The 16,126-nt window shown below is 67.0% G+C and carries 14 protein-coding genes; 12 read left to right on the top strand and 2 right to left on the bottom strand.

Annotated features, from left to right (window positions below; genetic code table 11):
• Positions 1-268 precede the first annotated feature (268 nt).
• The 6 genes from OHS16_RS06815 (at position 269) to OHS16_RS06790 (ending at position 7,024) form a co-directional block, all read left to right on the top strand.
• Positions 269-2,389 (top strand): DNA gyrase/topoisomerase IV subunit B, encoded by a 2,121-nt coding sequence (locus tag OHS16_RS06815; protein ID WP_328536274.1) that lies wholly within the window; start codon positions 269-271, stop codon positions 2,387-2,389.
• 131 nt (positions 2,390-2,520) lie between these two features.
• The gene (locus tag OHS16_RS06810) at positions 2,521-3,042 is read left to right on the top strand and encodes a DUF1453 domain-containing protein (protein WP_328536273.1); all 522 of its coding nucleotides are present in this window, start codon (positions 2,521-2,523) and stop codon (positions 3,040-3,042) included.
• A complete protein-coding gene (locus OHS16_RS06805; protein ID WP_328536272.1) occupies positions 3,039-4,187 on the top strand; it encodes a sensor histidine kinase in 1,149 nt (382 codons plus the stop codon). Before OHS16_RS06810 ends, OHS16_RS06805 begins: the two co-directional genes overlap by 4 nt.
• The gene (locus OHS16_RS06800; protein ID WP_328536271.1) at positions 4,184-4,852 is read left to right on the top strand and encodes a response regulator transcription factor; all 669 of its coding nucleotides are present in this window, start codon (positions 4,184-4,186) and stop codon (positions 4,850-4,852) included. The genes OHS16_RS06805 and OHS16_RS06800 overlap by 4 nt, the downstream gene beginning before the upstream one ends.
• Before the next feature lie 97 nt (positions 4,853-4,949).
• Positions 4,950-5,420, top strand: coding sequence for a DUF485 domain-containing protein (locus OHS16_RS06795; RefSeq protein WP_328536270.1), 471 nt, complete (start codon positions 4,950-4,952; stop codon positions 5,418-5,420).
• An 11-nt stretch (positions 5,421-5,431) separates the two neighbouring features.
• On the top strand, positions 5,432-7,024 hold the full coding sequence (locus tag OHS16_RS06790) for a solute symporter family protein (RefSeq protein ID WP_328540740.1): 1,593 nt from the start codon (positions 5,432-5,434) through the stop codon (positions 7,022-7,024).
• Here OHS16_RS06790 and OHS16_RS06785 read toward each other — a convergent pair.
• Positions 6,998-7,720, bottom strand: coding sequence for a response regulator (locus OHS16_RS06785; protein WP_328536269.1), 723 nt, complete (start codon positions 7,718-7,720; stop codon positions 6,998-7,000). The genes OHS16_RS06790 and OHS16_RS06785 overlap by 27 nt on opposite strands.
• A gap of 144 nt (positions 7,721-7,864) precedes the next feature.
• Here OHS16_RS06785 and OHS16_RS06780 point away from each other — a divergent pair, with 144 nt between their 5' ends.
• The 3 genes from OHS16_RS06780 to OHS16_RS06770 all read left to right on the top strand — a co-directional run bounded on the left by OHS16_RS06780 (position 7,865) and on the right by OHS16_RS06770 (position 10,767).
• Positions 7,865-8,680 (top strand): ABC transporter ATP-binding protein, encoded by an 816-nt coding sequence (locus tag OHS16_RS06780; RefSeq protein WP_328536268.1) that lies wholly within the window; start codon positions 7,865-7,867, stop codon positions 8,678-8,680.
• Positions 8,670-9,602, top strand: a complete 933-nt coding sequence (locus OHS16_RS06775; protein ID WP_328536267.1) for an ABC transporter permease — start codon at positions 8,670-8,672, stop codon at positions 9,600-9,602. The genes OHS16_RS06780 and OHS16_RS06775 overlap by 11 nt, the downstream gene beginning before the upstream one ends.
• Before the next feature lie 133 nt (positions 9,603-9,735).
• Entirely contained in the window at positions 9,736-10,767 is a 1,032-nt protein-coding gene (locus tag OHS16_RS06770; RefSeq protein ID WP_328536266.1) for an ABC transporter substrate-binding protein, read from the top strand.
• Between the two features lie 48 nt (positions 10,768-10,815).
• Here the strand turns inward: OHS16_RS06770 and OHS16_RS06765 are convergent, their stop codons facing one another.
• Positions 10,816-12,450, bottom strand: a complete 1,635-nt coding sequence (locus OHS16_RS06765; RefSeq protein WP_328536265.1) for a sensor histidine kinase — start codon at positions 12,448-12,450, stop codon at positions 10,816-10,818.
• A gap of 88 nt (positions 12,451-12,538) precedes the next feature.
• Between OHS16_RS06765 and OHS16_RS06760 the strand changes: the two genes are divergently transcribed.
• From OHS16_RS06760 to OHS16_RS06750, 3 genes are all read left to right on the top strand, one after another.
• The gene (locus OHS16_RS06760; RefSeq protein ID WP_328536264.1) at positions 12,539-13,558 is read left to right on the top strand and encodes a LacI family DNA-binding transcriptional regulator; all 1,020 of its coding nucleotides are present in this window, start codon (positions 12,539-12,541) and stop codon (positions 13,556-13,558) included.
• Positions 13,559-13,683: 125 nt separating this feature from the next.
• Entirely contained in the window at positions 13,684-15,096 is a 1,413-nt protein-coding gene (locus tag OHS16_RS06755) for an extracellular solute-binding protein (protein WP_328536263.1), read from the top strand.
• Positions 15,097-15,169: 73 nt separating this feature from the next.
• Positions 15,170-16,123 (top strand): carbohydrate ABC transporter permease, encoded by a 954-nt coding sequence (locus tag OHS16_RS06750; RefSeq protein WP_328536262.1) that lies wholly within the window; start codon positions 15,170-15,172, stop codon positions 16,121-16,123.
• The last annotated feature ends 3 nt before the right edge of the window (positions 16,124-16,126 follow it).

Raw genomic sequence — 16,126 nt, 5'->3', positions numbered from 1 at the left:
GTTGCTTGTCTTCTTTGGCCCTCCCGGCTGGCTGCCGGTTGTTGATGAGGACGTGCCCGGAGCCTAAATGGTTCATGCCTCGAAGGGAACGTGATGTGTGCTTCACTCCAAGGTGGTATCGAACAAGTGTACGGTGCTGGTTTGGGGCGTGAATCTTCTAGGGTGGCGTAACAACGGCTCTACCAGGGCTCTGTACGCTCTGACAGGCGACCGATGCCCGGCCTATACCCACTGGGGCCAAAAGTAAATTCAGCGAGGAGCGAACCGCGTGACCGCCGATATGTCCGTGCCGTCCACTGCGCTGTTGAGCGGAGCGGACCGTGATGGCTCCAACTACACCGCGCGGCACCTGCTCGTACTCGAAGGGCTCGAAGCGGTCCGGAAGCGGCCCGGCATGTACATCGGGTCCACCGACAGCCGCGGACTGATGCACTGTCTCTGGGAGATCATCGACAATTCGGTCGACGAGGCCCTCGGCGGCTACTGCGATCACATCGATGTCATTCTTCACGATGACGGCTCCGTAGAGGTTCGGGACAACGGCCGGGGCATCCCGGTCGACGTCGAGCCCAAGACCGGGCTGTCCGGTATCGAGGTCGTCATGACCAAGCTGCACGCGGGCGGAAAGTTCGGTGGCGGCTCGTATGCGGCATCCGGCGGTCTGCACGGTGTCGGCGCTTCCGTGGTCAACGCTCTGTCCTCGCGGCTTGACGTGGAAGTGGACCGCAACAGCGCCACCCACTCCATCAGCTTCCGCCGGGGTGTTCCCGGCATGTTCAGCGAGAGTGGCTCCGACAGCCCCTTCGACCCGGCCAACGGGCTGCTCAAGGGCAAGCGGGTGCCGAAGACCAGAACTGGCACCCGGGTGCGTTACTGGGCCGACCGGCAGATCTTCCTGAAGGATGCGAAGCTCTCCCTGGAGCACCTGCACCAGCGGGCCCGCCAGACGGCGTTCCTGGTGCCGGGGCTGACGCTCGTGGTGCGCGACGAGCGCGGTCTCGACGGCGCCGGGAAGTCGGAGGAGACCTTCCGGTTCGACGGCGGCATCAGCGAGTTCTGTGAGTATCTGGCGCAGGACAAAGCGGTCTGCGACGTACAGCGGCTCACCGGTCAGGGCACCTTCAAGGAGACCGTTCCGGTTCTCGACGACCGCGGCCACATGACCCCCACCGAGGTCACTCGTGACCTCGCCGTCGACATCGCGCTGCGCTGGGGTACCGGCTACGACACCACGGTCAAGTCCTTCGTCAACATCATCGCGACGCCCAAGGGCGGCACCCATGTATCCGGGTTCGAGCGCTCGCTCACCAGGACCGTCAACGAGGTGCTCCGCTCCGCCAAGCTGCTGCGGGTCGCCGAGGACGACGTCGTCAAGGACGACGCCCTGGAGGGGCTGACCGCGGTGGTGACCGTGCGCCTGGCGGAGCCCCAGTTCGAGGGACAGACCAAGGAGGTTCTGGGCACATCCGCGGCCAATCGGATCGTCGCGAATGTCGTGGCCAAGGAACTCAAGGCCTTCCTGACCTCCACGCGGCGGGACGGAAAGGCGCAGGCGCGCGCGGTCCTGGAGAAGGCCGTGGCCGCCGCACGTACCCGGATCGCCGCCCGCCAGCACAAGGACGCGCAGCGTCGCAAGACCGCGCTGGAGTCCTCCTCGCTGCCGGCCAAACTCGCGGACTGCCGCAGTGACGACGTGGAGCGCAGCGAGCTCTTCATCGTTGAGGGAGACTCCGCGCTCGGTACGGCGAAGCTCGCCCGGAACTCCGAATTCCAGGCGCTGCTGCCCATCCGGGGCAAGATCCTCAACGTCCAGAAGGCCTCGGTCTCGGACATGCTGAAGAACGCCGAGTGCGGTGCCATCATCCAGGTCATAGGGGCGGGGTCCGGGCGGACCTTCGACATCGACGCGGCGCGGTACGGCAAGATCGTGCTGCTGGTCGACGCCGACGTCGACGGCGCTCACATCCGCATTCTGCTGCTGACGCTCTTCCAGCGTTATATGCGGCCGATGGTGGAGGCGGGCCGGGTCTTCGCCGCGGTACCGCCGCTGCACCGCATCGAGCTTGTCCAGCCCAAGAAGGGCCAGGACAAGTACGTCTACACGTACTCGGACAACGAGCTGCGGCAGAAGCTGCTGGAATTCCAGCGGAAGAACGTCCGCTTCAAGGACTCGATCCAGCGCTACAAGGGGCTGGGCGAGATGGATGCCGACCAGCTGGCCGAGACGACCATGGATCCCCGGTTCCGCACGCTGCGCCGGATCAACATCGGTGACCTGGAGTCGTCGGAGCAGGTCTTCGATCTGCTGATGGGCAACGAGGTCGCGCCGCGCAAGGAATTCATCACCAGCTCAGCCGCGACCATGGACCGCTCTCGTATCGACGCCTGAGCGGCTGCCGTCCGGTCCACCCGTGGGTGGAGCCGAAGCTCCACCCACGGTCCACCTCTGCTCCGATCTGCTGGTCAGGGCCTTTCCGTAGCGTCGAAGGCGTACCCCTTCCCCGCTCATCGGAGGCCCGCATGACAGCGTCCACGTTCACCGATGCCCTGCTGATTGCCGCGGCCGTCGCCCTCGTGCTGGTGCGGCAGTTCCGGACGCAGCAGATCGACCATGGCGGGCGCTGGTGGCTGATCCCCGCGGTGCTGGTTTTCTTCGGACTGCGCCGGCCCGGCCTCCTCGACACCCACCACGGCACCGAGTCGGTCGCGCTGATAGCGGTGGAGCTGCTGACAGGACTGGTAATGGGCGCCGCCTGGGCCTGGACGACCAAGATGTGGACGGAGCCCGACGGGACGGTCTGGGCCCGGGGCACAAAGGCCACCGCCGCGGTCTGGGTGCTGGGGCTGGGGGTACGCCTCGGAGTTGTGGGCGCCGCCGCGCTGGCCGGAGTGCACCTCGGCACCGGGGCGCTGCTGCTCGCGCTGGCGGCCTCCCTGCTCGTACGGTCCGGGGTGCTGGTGTGGCGGGCCGGCCGGATAGCGCCGTCGTACGGTGTTTCTGGAGCCGGAACGCCGGTACCGGCTTGGAAGGACCGCGTATGACCGTCAGTGCCTGGACGAGATGGCCCTCTCGTGAAGCGCTCTCCCGGGCTGGTCTGACAAAGACCCGGCGTGACTTCGCCCGGGCCCTTCGGTTCGTCTTCATCTCAGCGCTGCTCTGGAGCACTGTCGCCCGGGATGATGTTCAGGGCTGGGGCGTGGCGGGGGCCGTGGCGGGCGTGGTGGTCTGTGCCTTCGTCGCCTGGCTTTTCTTCCGGACAAGTCTGGATCACCGGCTGTGGTCCTCCGTGGGTCTGCTCACGGTACTGATGGCCGCCGCCCTTGCAGCGCAGCAGACGGGATTCTCCGTTCCGGCCACCGTTCTCTGGTGCGGTTGCGCCGTCAGCGCCATCGAGCGGCTTCCCCTTGCGGCAGCACTGCCCTGCACCATCACCGCGCTCGGCGCCTACGCACTGCTGAACAACGACCGACTGATCACCACGGCGATCACCACGGCGGGGCTGGCCCTGGGGGGCTATGTGCTCCGACTGGACGCCGAGGCGCGGGGGACGGCCCAGCGGCTGATCGAGCAGGAACGGGCTGCGCTGGCCGCCGAGGCCGAGTCCGCCGCACTGGCCGAGCGTTCCCGTATCGCCCGGGAGATCCACGACGTGCTCGCTCACAGCCTCTCCGCGCAACTCGTGCACCTGGAGGCCGCACGGCTGCTCATCGAGCGGGACGCGGGGTCTGAGCAGGTCCTGGAGCGAGTGGTGGCGGCGCGGGGGATGGCGCGCGAAGGGCTGGCCGAGACCCGCCAGGCACTCTCGGCCCTGCGCGGTGAGATGACACCCGTGGAGGAGTTTCTGCAGGAGGTGGTCCCGGGGGCCGGACTTGCGGTGACCGGCGAGCACAGACCTCTGCGGGCTGAGGCGTCCCAGGCTGTGCGGCGGGTGGCACAGGAAGCGATGACAAATGTGCGCAAGCACGCGCCCGGCGCCGACGTCCGCGTGAGGCTTGAGTATCTGGCCGAAGAAGTCGTCCTGGAGATAAGGGATTCGGGTGCTCGGGCCCCGGTGAGCGAGCTGGCTGTCAGTGGCTCGGGTTACGGTCTGCTGGGAATGCAGGAGCGGGCTGAACTCCTTGGCGGAACGCTGGAGGCCGGACCGGACGAGGAGGGCTTCCTGGTGAGACTGAGGGTGCCGGCATGACAGCACGGGTAGTGGTGGCCGACGACCAGTCCGTTGTGCGCGAGGGAATTGTGATGCTGCTGGGGCTGCTGCCGGGCATCGAGGTCGTCGGTGCGGCAAGGGACGGGCTGGAGGCGATCGCTCTGGTCGCCGAGCACGCCCCCGATGTGGTCCTCATGGACCTTCGGATGCCTCGCTGTGACGGTGTCGAGGCGACCCGTCGCATCCGGGCCGAGTATCCGTCCACCCAGGTCGTGGTGCTCACGACGTTCTCGGATGACCAGTCGCTCTTTCCCGCGCTGCGCGCAGGGGCCCGTGGCTATCTCACCAAGGACGCGGGCGGTGACGAGATCGTCCGTGCCATCGAGGACGTGCTGGCGGGGCAGGCGGGGCTGTCGCCCAGCGTGCAGCGGATGCTTGTCGAGCGGGTCACTGCTCCGCCGTCCGCAAGGGAGATGGTGGAACTCCCCGACGGCCTCACTTCGCGCGAGGCCGAGATTCTGGCACTGATCGCCGAAGGCCTTTCCAACCCGGAGATCGCCCGATCCCTGCACATCTCCACGGCCACAGTGAAGACGCACATCAACAACCTGTTCGCCAAGACAGGTGTTCGCGACCGTGTGCAGGCCATGCGTTACGCCTATCGGGAGGGCCTCGCCCTGCCACCGGGTACATCCGTCACCTAATGGGGTGAAGGCGGGGCGATATGGGCTATCGAGCTCCCGAAAATACCCATCCTTGGGCACGCGACCGCAGCGGTTGCGCACAGGGAGAGGGTGTTCGGTGGAGAAGGACGAAGGGCTCGACGCCGCTGAGGTGCGGCTGGACGACCCCTGGTACGACGCGTTGGCCTCCGGCTGGGGCGAGTTGGACGGGACGGGCTCTCCTGCGGTCGTGCCGGCGCAGGCGGCCCCTGAGCTCAGCCGCAGCGCGGCCGACATCTATCTGGAAGTACAGAGCAGCGCCGCGTTCCAGGAAGTACGCAGCCGTTACCGGCGGTTCGTCGTCCCCGCGGTGTCCGCCTTCTTCGCCTGGTACGTGGCGTATGTCGTTCTGGCCACAACAGCACCGGGGTTCATGGCCCGCCCGGTAACCGGTGCGGTGAACGTGGCCATGGTCGCGGGCCTTGGACAGTTCCTTTCCACCTTTGTTCTGACCTGGGCATACGCCCGTCATGCCCGGCTGCGCCGGGACAGGGCGGCGCTCGATCTCCGGTGGGACACGCAGGAATTGACGCGGGGGATCAACCGTTGAGCGGCGAGACGATCACGACACAGCACCAGACCCTGGCGCTGCTGCTCTTCAGCGCGTTCATCGCGACCACACTCGCCATCACCACCTGGGTGAGCCGTAACCGGCATGGTTCCGCGGAGGAGTTCTATGTGGGCGGGCGGCTTTTCTCACCCATGGAGAACGGGTTCGCCATCGCGGGGGACTACATGTCCGCCGCCTCCTTCCTCGGTATCTCCGGACTGATCGCTCTCTTCGGCTACGACGGCATGCTCTACTCGGTCGGCTTCCTCGTCGCCTGGCTGGTGGTCCTGCTCCTGGTCGCCGAACTGGTGCGCAATTGCGGCCGGTTCACCCTCGCCGACGTGGTCGCGGCCCGGATGAGTGAACGCCCGGTACGCATCGCGGTGGGGTCCTCGTCGGTCACTGTGTCCGTGCTCTATCTGGTGGCACAGATGGTCGGCGCCGGCAGTCTGGTGTCCCTGCTGCTCGGAGGGGACAGCGGGGCGGCCCAGGCCTGGACGGTAATCGGTGTCGGAGCCCTGATGGTCGTCTATGTGACGCTTGGCGGAATGCGGGCCACCACCTGGATCCAGATCATCAAGACCGTGCTGCTGATGGCCGGCTCGATCCTGCTCACCGTGCTTGTCCTGGTGCGTTTCCACGGCAACTTCAACGCGCTGCTCGACTCCGCGGCGAACCACAGTGGTCACGGAAAGAGCTTCCTGGCACCGGGTCTCAAATATGGAGCGGACTGGACCTCCCGCTTCGACTTCATCAGTCTCGGACTGGCGCTGGTGCTCGGCACCGCCGGCCTGCCGCACATCCTGTCGCGCTTCTACACCGTGCCCACCGCGCGCGCCGCCCGTCGCTCCGTCGTCTGGTCCATCGGGCTCATCGGCGGCTTCTACCTGATGACGATCGTGCTCGGGTTCGGTGCTGCGGCGCTGGTCGGAACCGCCGAGGTACGAGCATCCAACCCGGCGGGCAACACTGCCGTCCCGCTACTGGCCCTCGAGGTCGGCGGGGGAGCGGGCTCGACCGGTGGCACGGTGCTCTTCGCCGTGGTCGCCGCTGTCGCCTTCGCCACCATCCTCGCCGTCGTCGCCGGGATCACCCTGGCCTCGTCCGCGTCCGTGGCGCACGACCTCTATGCGTCACTCAAACGCCGCCATGCCAGGCAGTACAGCGAAGTAGCGGTGGCCAGGGTCGCGGCAGCGGGTATCGGTGCGATGGCCATCGCCCTCGGGCTTCTGGCGAAGGATCTGAACGTCGCCTTCCTGGTCGGCCTGGCTTTCGCCGTCGCCGCATCGGCCAATCTCCCCGTGCTGCTCTACTCACTGTTCTGGCGGAACTTCACCACCCGGGGAGCCGTCTGGGCGGTGTACGGGGGGCTGATCCCCGCCGTGGCGCTGGTGGTGCTCTCGCCCATCGTGTCGGGCAGCCCGGCATCCCTGTTCCCGGACGTGGACTTCCAGTTCTTCCCGCTGGAGAATCCGGGCCTGGTCTCCATTCCGCTCGGTTTCCTGGCGGGCTGGCTCGGGACGGTCACATCGGCCGAGCCGCCGGACGCGGCCAGGCACGCCGAGACGGAGGTGCGGTCACTTACCGGCGCCGGCGCCGTCTGATCCGGGCACGGCCCAGGCATAGCGGTGCTCGGGCCGTCCGGTGTCCCCGTATTTCAGCGTCAGCCTCAACCGTCCCGTCTGCTCCAGCTGACGCAGATATCGCTGTGCGGTGGACCGGCTCAGGCCGGTCCTGGAGGCCACCTCATGGGCCGACAGCGGCTGGAGTGCACCACTGAGCACGTCGCGGATCAGCTCCGACGTCGGCACGGAGTGACCGCTGGGCAGCCCCGACGAGGAGGCGGGCCCCGTGGTGCGCAGCGCGCTGAACATCCGGTCGACCTGTTCCTGGCCGGCGCTCTGACCGCTGCCTCCCACCCGGCTGACCGTGCGGCGGAGTGCGGCATAACTGTCGAGACGGGAGCGCAGCACGGAGAAAGTGAACGGTTTGACCAGGTAATGCAGGGCGCCATGGCGCATGGCGGCCTGGACGGTCGCCACATCACCTGCCGCGGTCACCATGATCACATCGGTGTGGTGGCCGAACTGCCGCATACGGCGGACCAGCGAAAGACCCGTCTCGTCCGGCAGATAGTGGTCGAGCAGAACCAGATCGATGTGCTCGCGCTCGAGCGCCGCCATCGCCTGCGAGGCGTTGTGCGCACGGGCGGCGACCCGGAAACCGGGAACCCTCGACACATACGCAGCGTTGATCTCAGCGACACGGAAGTCGTCATCGACCACCAGTACATCAATCATCGGGCTGCTCTCTGTTGAAGCGGTGTTGCAACGAGGTAGTTGTAGCGCGCGCAAAACGAGCACAACAGTGTCTTGCAGGCACAAGACTGCCTTGCGCCCACAAGGCTGCCGCTGTGGCATCTGCCACATCTACGGTCCCGGTCCATGAGCACAGACAACAGCCCTGCCATTGAGTTGCGGGGCGCCACCAAGGTGTTCCGCACCCCGTCAGGGGTGCCGCACACCGCCGTAAGAGAGCTGAACCTCACCGTCGGCCGGGGTGAATTCGTTGCCGTCGTCGGCCCCACCGGCTGTGGCAAATCGACCACGCTGACGCTGGTCAGCGGCCTCGAGGAGCCTACCGACGGCGAGGTGCTGGTGGCTGGTGAGCCGGTCCGGGGCATCGGCGACAAGGTCGGATTCGTCTTTCAGCAGGATGCCGTCTTCCCCTGGCGGACCGTGCTGTCCAACGTCATGGCGGGACCGCTGTTCCGCGGCGTGCCGAAGGGCGAGGCCAGGGAGAAGGCGCGCGAGTGGCTGGCCCGGGTCGGCCTGTCGTCCTTCGAGGACCGTTACCCGCACCAGCTCTCGGGCGGCCAGCGCAAGCGCGTGGCGCTCGCGGCGACCCTCGTCAACGATCCCGAGATCCTGCTGATGGACGAGCCGTTCTCGGCGCTCGACGTCCAGACCAGGGCCCTGATGTCCGACGAACTGCTGGAACTGTGGGCGGGCACCGGATCTTCGGTGGTCTTCGTCACCCACGACCTGGAGGAGTCCATCGCGCTCGCCGACAAGGTCGTCGTGATGACCGCCGGCCCGGCGACCGTCAAGCAGGTCTTCGAGATCGATCTGCCGAGGCCGCGGAAGGTCGAAACCGTCCGTCTGGAGCCGAGGTTCATCGAGATCTACCGGGAGATCTGGTCCTCGCTGGGCGAAGAAGTCCGCATCACACGTGAGCGAGGTGCCGTCGATGCCGCCTGAGACCGAGCCGGTGGAGAAGACCGCCGCCGCAGAACCGTCCGTCCAGGACACGGCAGGGGCCGCAGGCACCGGCGGGTCCGTCCCGATCGCCGCCGGAAAGCAGACCCGCACCCAGGAGCGCCGGCGCGCGGCCCGCAACCGCCGCTTCCTCGTGTACGCGACCCGAGCCGTGCTGCTGATCGCGGGCATCGGCCTGTGGGAGGTGCTGGCCAGAGCCGGGGTCATCGACACCTTCAACTTCTCGATGCCGTCGAAGATCTGGGACCAGATCCAGGAGTGGGCCGTGCACGGCACCGCCCAGGGTTCTCTCTGGGAACAGATCTACTACACGATGTACGAGGCGCTGGTCGGCTGGATCGTCGGTGTGATCGCCGGTGTGGTCCTCGGCATCACCCTCGGCCGGATCCGCTTCCTCTCCGACGTGCTCGGCCCGTACATCAAGGTGCTCAACGCCATTCCGCGCATCGTGCTGGCCCCGATCTTCCTGATCTGGTTCGGGCTCGGCACCACATCGAAGATCGCTTCGGCCGTTGTCCTCGTCTTCTTTCCGGTCTTCTTCAACGCCTTCCAGGGCGCCAAGGAGGTCGACCGGAACCTCGTCGCCAACGCCAGGATCCTGGGCGCGAGCAACCGCCGGGTGACCTTCCAGGTGGTCATTCCCTCCGCCACATCATGGATCTTCACCAGCCTGCATGTGAGCTTCGGCTTCGCGCTGATCGGTGCGATTGTCGGTGAGTACATCGGTGCGACCAAGGGCCTCGGGCTGCTGGTCTCCGCATCCCAGAGCACCTTCAACGCCTCCGGCGTCTACGCCGCGATGGTCATTCTCGCCGTTGTCGCGCTGCTGACCGAGGGACTGCTCACCTTCGCGGAACGCCGCCTGTTCAAGTGGCGGCCGATCGAGGCCGGCGCCGAGCGCTGAGGCCGGACAACTCCCCGCGGGGCCTCGCGATACCGAGTATCCGCACCCCCGTGCCCCGCTGGGCTTCGGATCTTTTGGCAGAACCGGCCGGACATCCGGCCCGTTCCGTATAAATCACAGGGACGTGATGAACATGCGCAGCATCTTCAAGGTGTCGGCGGCCGCAGTGTCGGGTGTGCTGGCGCTCACCGCGCTCACCGGCTGTGGCGGTAACTCCGCGGACGAGGGGAAGAACAGCAACAAGGTCAAGATCATGGTGGGCGGCCTCGACAAGGTCATCTACATGCCCGCGATGCTCACCCAGCGCCTGGGTTACTTCAAGGACCAGGGGCTCGATGTCTCGCTGCTGACCGAGCCCGCGGGTGTCCAGGCCGAGACCGCGCTCGTCTCCGGGGACGTCCAGGGCGCCGTCGGCTTCTACGACCACACTCTCGATCTTCAGGTCAAGGGCAAGCACGTGGAGTCCGTGGTGCAGTTCTCGCACGCGCCCGGCGAGGTCGAGATGGTCTCCAACAAGGCCGCCGGGGACATCAGCAGCCCCAAGGACTTCAAGGGCAAGAAGCTCGGCGTCACCGGCCTCGGTTCGTCCACCGACTTCCTCACCAAATATCTGGCGGTCCACAACGGAGTGAAGACCAGCGAGTTCACACCGGTCGCGGTGGGGGCGGGTCAGACCTTCGTCGCCGCGCTGAAGCAGGGCTCGATCCAGGGCGGGATGACGACCGACCCGACGGTCGCGAACATCGTGGACCAGAAGCTCGGCAAGGTCCTGCTCGACATGCGTACGCCCGCAGGATCACAGGCCGCGCTCGGTGGCCCCTACCCCTCGTCGAGCCTGTACATGAACGCCGACTGGGTCGACGGCCACAAGGCGACGGTGCAGAAGCTGGCCAACGCCTTCGTGAAGACCCTGAAGTGGATGTCGTCGCACTCGCCGGAGGAGATCGCGGCGAAGATGCCGGCCGACTACGCGCAGGGAGGCAAGACGCTCTACGCGCAGTCCATCAAGTCGACGCTGCCGATGTTCACCACGGACGGTGTGATGCCCGCGAACGGTCCCGAGACGGTCGAGAAGGTACTCAAAGCCTTCAATCCGAACCTCAAGAACGCCACGGTGGACCTCAGCAAGACGTACACAACTGAGTTCGCGAAGAAGGCCCACTGAACCGCCGGTCAGGCTCCCGGGGGCGCTGCGCAGCGCCCCCGGGCGGGGTCATCGCGCGCTGTCCGCCGACGCGAGTCCCGGTTCGGCGAGCGCTTCCGGGAGTACGACGGTGAATTCGGCTCCCCCCGCCGCGCTCTGCCCGGCCCGGGCGCTGCCGCCCTGCCGTTCGGCAAGTCTGCGGACCAGGGCCAGTCCCAGGCCGCGCTTGCCGTGCGCGGGCGGCTTCTTGGTCGACCAGCCCTCCGTGAAGACCAGCTCGCGCTGCCCCTCGGGAATGCCCGTCCCGCTGTCGCGGACCTGCAGTACGGCGCTGTGGCCCTCGCCGTGCAGTTCGACCTCCACATGCGCGCCGGGAGACGCGGACACGGCGTCCAGGGCGTTGTCCACCAGGTTGCCGACGATCGTCACCAGACCCTGCGGGTCCACCAGCCGGTCGGCCAGCAGGGTGTCGGGGGTGAGCCGCAGCGACACCCCGCGCTCCGCCGCGACCGCCGCCTTGCCCACGAGCAGGGCGGCCAGCAGCGGATCGTGGATCTTCTCGGTGACCCGTTCGGCCGTGGTGCGGTGGACACCCACCACCTCGGTGACGAAGTCGGCGGCCTCCTCGTGCATCTCCAGTTCGAGAAGGCCGAGGAGGGTGTGCATCCGGTTCGCGTGCTCGTGGTCCTGGGCGCGCAGCGCGTCTATCAGTCCACGTGTGGAGTCGAGCTCGCGGCCGAGCCGCTCGAGTTCCGTCCTGTCGCGGAGAGTGGCCACGGCGCCACCGTCGTCGGTCGGCATGCGGTTGGTGATCAGAACCCGCTGACCGCGGACGGTCAGCAGGTCGTCGCCCGTCACCCGCCCCGCCAGTACGTCGGCGATACGTCCCTCACCGAGCGCGTCGGCGAGGGGGAGTCCGATGGCCTCCGATCCGAGATTCAGCAGCCGCTGCGCCTCGTCGTTCATGAGCCGGATCTTGTTTTCGCTGTCGAGGGCCACCACACCCTCCCGGATCCCGTGCAGCATCGCCTCGCGCTCGGCGAGCAGCGCCGAGATGTCGGAGAACGCAAGGTCGTGCGTCTGTCGTTGGAGGCGGCGGGAGATCAGGTACGCGGCCAGCGCACCCGCGGCGAGCGCCCCGCCGGCGTAGGCGAGCAGACCGGGAACCATGCCCAGCAGCTGGGTGCGCACGCTGTCGTACGTGATGCCGACCGAGACCGCGCCGACGATCCGCCCGTGGTCGTCACGGAGCGGGACCTTGCCGCGGGCCGAGCGGCCCAGGGTCCCCGTGTCGATCCCCATCACCTCATGGCCGGACAGCGGGGCGCTGGCGCTGGTGGAGACGGGCCGGCCGACCTCCGAGGGGGTGGGATGCGACCAGCGCACCCCACGGCGGTCGCAGATCACGATGTACTCGGCCCCGGTCGCCTTCTGGATCCGCTCGGCGTAGGCCTGTACAGGGCCGTTCACCGTCGGCGGAGTACGGAGAAGTTCCCCGGCGATCCGCGGTGAGGCAGTAGTCTCGGCGATCGCGAGCGCACGCCGCATGGCCTCGTCGTCGAGCTGGGCGCTGAGCGGGCGCAGAAAGAGGCCGGTGGCCAGTACGGCGACCCCGCCGGCTATGGCCAGTTGCATCAGCAGTACCTGGGAGAAGACGCGCCGGGGCAACCCGATGCGTAGTCTCCTGGGCTGTCCGGTGTTCATGTGGACGAACGGTAGAGGGCTGGAACGATAACCGGAAGTTTCCACGACTACGCAAACCGCTTGCGGTTCTTGCGCTAATCTTGCGTGCATGACGCGACGACTTGCACAGGTGGCCCGGAAAGTCGGGGTCAGTGAGGCCACGGTCAGCCGGGTGCTCAACGGCCGGCCCGGAGTCTCCGAGGCCACCCGACAGGCGGTTCTCTCCGCACTCGACGTTCTGGGATACGAACGCCCGACCCAGCTGCGGGGCGAACGTGCCCGGCTGGTCGGTCTTGTGCTCCCCGAACTCCAGAACCCGATCTTCCCGGCCTTCGCCGAAGTGGTCGGCGGGGCACTGGCCCAGCAGGGGCTCACCCCTGTGCTCTGCACCCAGACCAAGGGCGGGGTGTCGGAGTCCGACTACGTGGAGCTGCTGCTCGAGCAGCAGGTGTCGGGAGTCGTGTTCGCCGGCGGTCTCTATCACCAGCTGGACGCTCCGCACGACCACTACAAGGTGCTCGCCGACCGCAAGATCCCGGTGGTGCTGATCAACGCGGCCATCGCCCACCTCGGTTTTCCGGGTGTTTCCTGTGACGACGCGGTGGCGCTCGACCAGGCCTGGCGGCATCTGGCCTCGCTCGGACACGAGCGGATCGGCCTGGTGCTGGGGCCCAATGATCACGTCCCGTCGATGCGCAAGCTCGACGCTGCGCGCGCGATCGCCGCCGAGCTCGGTGCCGAGCTGCCGGACGAGCGGGTCGTGCGGGCGATGTTCTCCCTCGAAGGCGGTCAGGCCGCCGCGAGCCGGCTGCTGGACGAAGGGGTCACCGGAGTCATCTGCGCCAGTGACCCGCTCGCCCTCGGAGCGGTGCGTGCGGCCCGTCGCCGGGGCCTTTCGGTGCCAGGTGACATCTCGATCGTCGGCTATGACGATTCGGCCTTCATGAACTGCACGGAGCCGCCGCTGACCACCGTCCGGCAGCCCATCGAGGCGATGGGCCGAGCTGCCGTGGAACTGCTGTCCGTGCAGATCGGAGGGGCTGCGGTGCCCTCCGACGAGTTGCTCTTCGAACCCGAACTCGTGGTGCGCGGCTCGACCGCGCAGGTGTCGCGCAACAGGAGCCGATAGCTGTCAAAAATTTGCGGAATCTGCGCGACATCTTGCGGAGAGCTGTTGTCGGTGGTTGAGTTTGCGCCGCCACACAGCGACGCAGCTGTGGGCTTCCCGCGCTCTTGCCCACAAGGGGACCACCGATGAGAAGCACCTGGTTCCGCCCGACCCACCGCCGCACCACGGCGGCGGCCCTCGTCTCCGCTCTCGCTCTGACCGCTCTGGCCGCCTGCGGCACCAGCAGCAGCGACGACAGCAAGGGCTCAGGTGGCGGCAGCTCAGATCCGTCCGCTCCACTCGACCCGAAGACCAAGGTCACGCTGACCATGGACTGCATGCCGCCGGCCGCGAAGGCCGCCGAGCTGCGCGAGTGGAAGGAGGACGTCAAGGAGTTCAACAAGAAGTACCCGAACGTCACGATCCAGGGCAGGTCGACGCCCGGCCAGTGCGAGGAGCCCACGCGCTTCACGGCGGCCCTCAAGGGCAGGTCCCAGCCCGATGTCTTCTACACCTACTTCACCGACCTGCAGCAGGTGCTGGACAACAACGGCGCCGAGGACATCTCGGCGTATGTGAACGAGAAGACGGTCCCTGCGCTCGGCAGCATCGACCCGAACGTGACGAACGTCCTGAAGAAGGACGGAAAGCTCTACGGGCTGCCCACCAGCAACTACACCATGGGTCTCATGATCAACCGCAAGCTCTTCAAGCAGGCGGGGCTCGACCCGAACCAGCCGCCGACGACCTGGGAGGACGTGCGCAAGGACGCCAAGGCGATCGCCGGTCTCGGCAAGGGGATCTCGGGCTACGGCGACTACAGCGCGACCAACCAGGGCGGCTGGCACTTCACCGCCGAGATGTACGGCCTGGGCGGCGATGTCGTCACTCCGGACGGCAAGAAGGCGGCGTTCAACGACGCCATCGGCAAGAAGGTCCTGTCGAACCTCAAGTCCATGCGCTGGGACGACGACAGCATGGGCAAGACCCAGCTGCTCAAGTGGGGTGATCTGCAGAAGCAGATTTCCACCGACAAACTCGGCATGTTCCTCGCGGCGCCCGATGATCTGACCTACATGGTCCAGCAACTGGGCGCCAAGTTCGAGGACTACGGCATGGGCCCGATCCCGGGCGGCCGGGCGACGCTCTTCGGCGGCAACGACTACATGATCAAGAAGGGCAGCTCCCCGGACAAGATCAAGGCCGCCATCGCCTGGGACAACTACAAGAACCTCACACCCGGCAAGGGGCAGTTCGACTGGGCGCGCCAGAAGACCGACGCGCTGCCCGTCGGTCTGCCGCAGCCGAACTTCTGGACCGGTGGCATCAAGGCGACGGACCTGCAGGCCCGCACCGACAGCGCCACCATGCCGGTCGAGAACTTCAAGCCCTTCATGGGCAACCCGATCAAGGGCAAGGCCGAGCCGGCCAAGGCCCAGGAGATCTACAAGGTCCTCGACAACGCGATGTCGGGCGTCCTGACCAACAAGAACGCGAACGTCGACAAACTGCTCTCCACCGCTGAGCAGCAGGTCAACCAGGTCCTGGCGAACCAGTAACAGACCGATGGGGGCCGGGACTTCCGTGTCCCGGCCCGCACCCGCCCGAGACCCGGCGCCAAGGAGAGAGACCATGTCGGCCCCCACCCTGTCCACGAGCGACAAGCCGGTGCAGCCGCCGCACCACGGCCCGCCGCCGGAAGCGCGGCGCGAGGCGTTCGTCCGCAGCGTGCGGCGCAACCTCTCGGCGCACAGTTTCCTGATCGGCGCCGTGCTCTGCTTCGCCTTCTTCTCGTGGTACCCGATGGTCAGGGAGTTCCTCCTGGCCTTCCAGAAGACCGAAGGGGGAAAGACCACCTGGGTCGGCCTGGACAACCTGGACTACGTGTTCCACGACCCGGCCTTCTGGCAGGCATGGCGCAACACGCTGCTCTTCACCGCCCTGGCGTTGCTGCTCGGCTTTCTCGTCCCGTTCGTCATCGCGATCGTGATCAACGAATTCCGGCATGCGCAGGGGTACTTGCGCCTGTTGGTGTATCTGCCCGTGATGCTTCCGCCGGTCGCTTCGGTGCTGCTCTTCAAGTACTTCTACGACCCGGGCTACGGGCTCTTCAACGGCGTCCTGCACTTTCTGCATCTGCCCGAACAGCAGTGGCTGCAGTCCACCAGTACCGCGATGCTCTCCGTGGTGATCGCCGCCACCTGGATGAACATGGGCGGTGCGACCCTGATCTATCTGGCCGCGCTGCAGGGCATACCGGGAGAGCTGTACGAAGCGGCCGAGCTGGACGGAGCCGGGCTCCTGCGCAAGATCTGGCATGTGACGATCCCGCAGACCCGGCTGATCCTCTCGCTGCTCCTGCTGATGCAGATCATCGCGACGATGCAGGTGTTCACGGAGCCCTTCCTGCTGACCAACGGCGCGGGCCCCGAGGGGTCCACGACGACGGTCGTCTATCTCATCTACCAATACGCCTTCAATTTCAACAACTACGGTGGCGCCGCCGCACTCGGTCTGGTCCTGCTCGTGCTGCTCGCCGGTTTCTCGGCGGCGTACGTCCGACTCAGCCGCGACAGCGAGAGCTAGGAG

The sequence above is a fragment of the Streptomyces sp. NBC_00344 genome (genome assembly GCF_036088315.1).
Lineage (GTDB): Bacteria > Actinomycetota > Actinomycetes > Streptomycetales > Streptomycetaceae > Streptomyces.
This window is presented reverse-complemented; position numbering and strand designations above follow the sequence as displayed.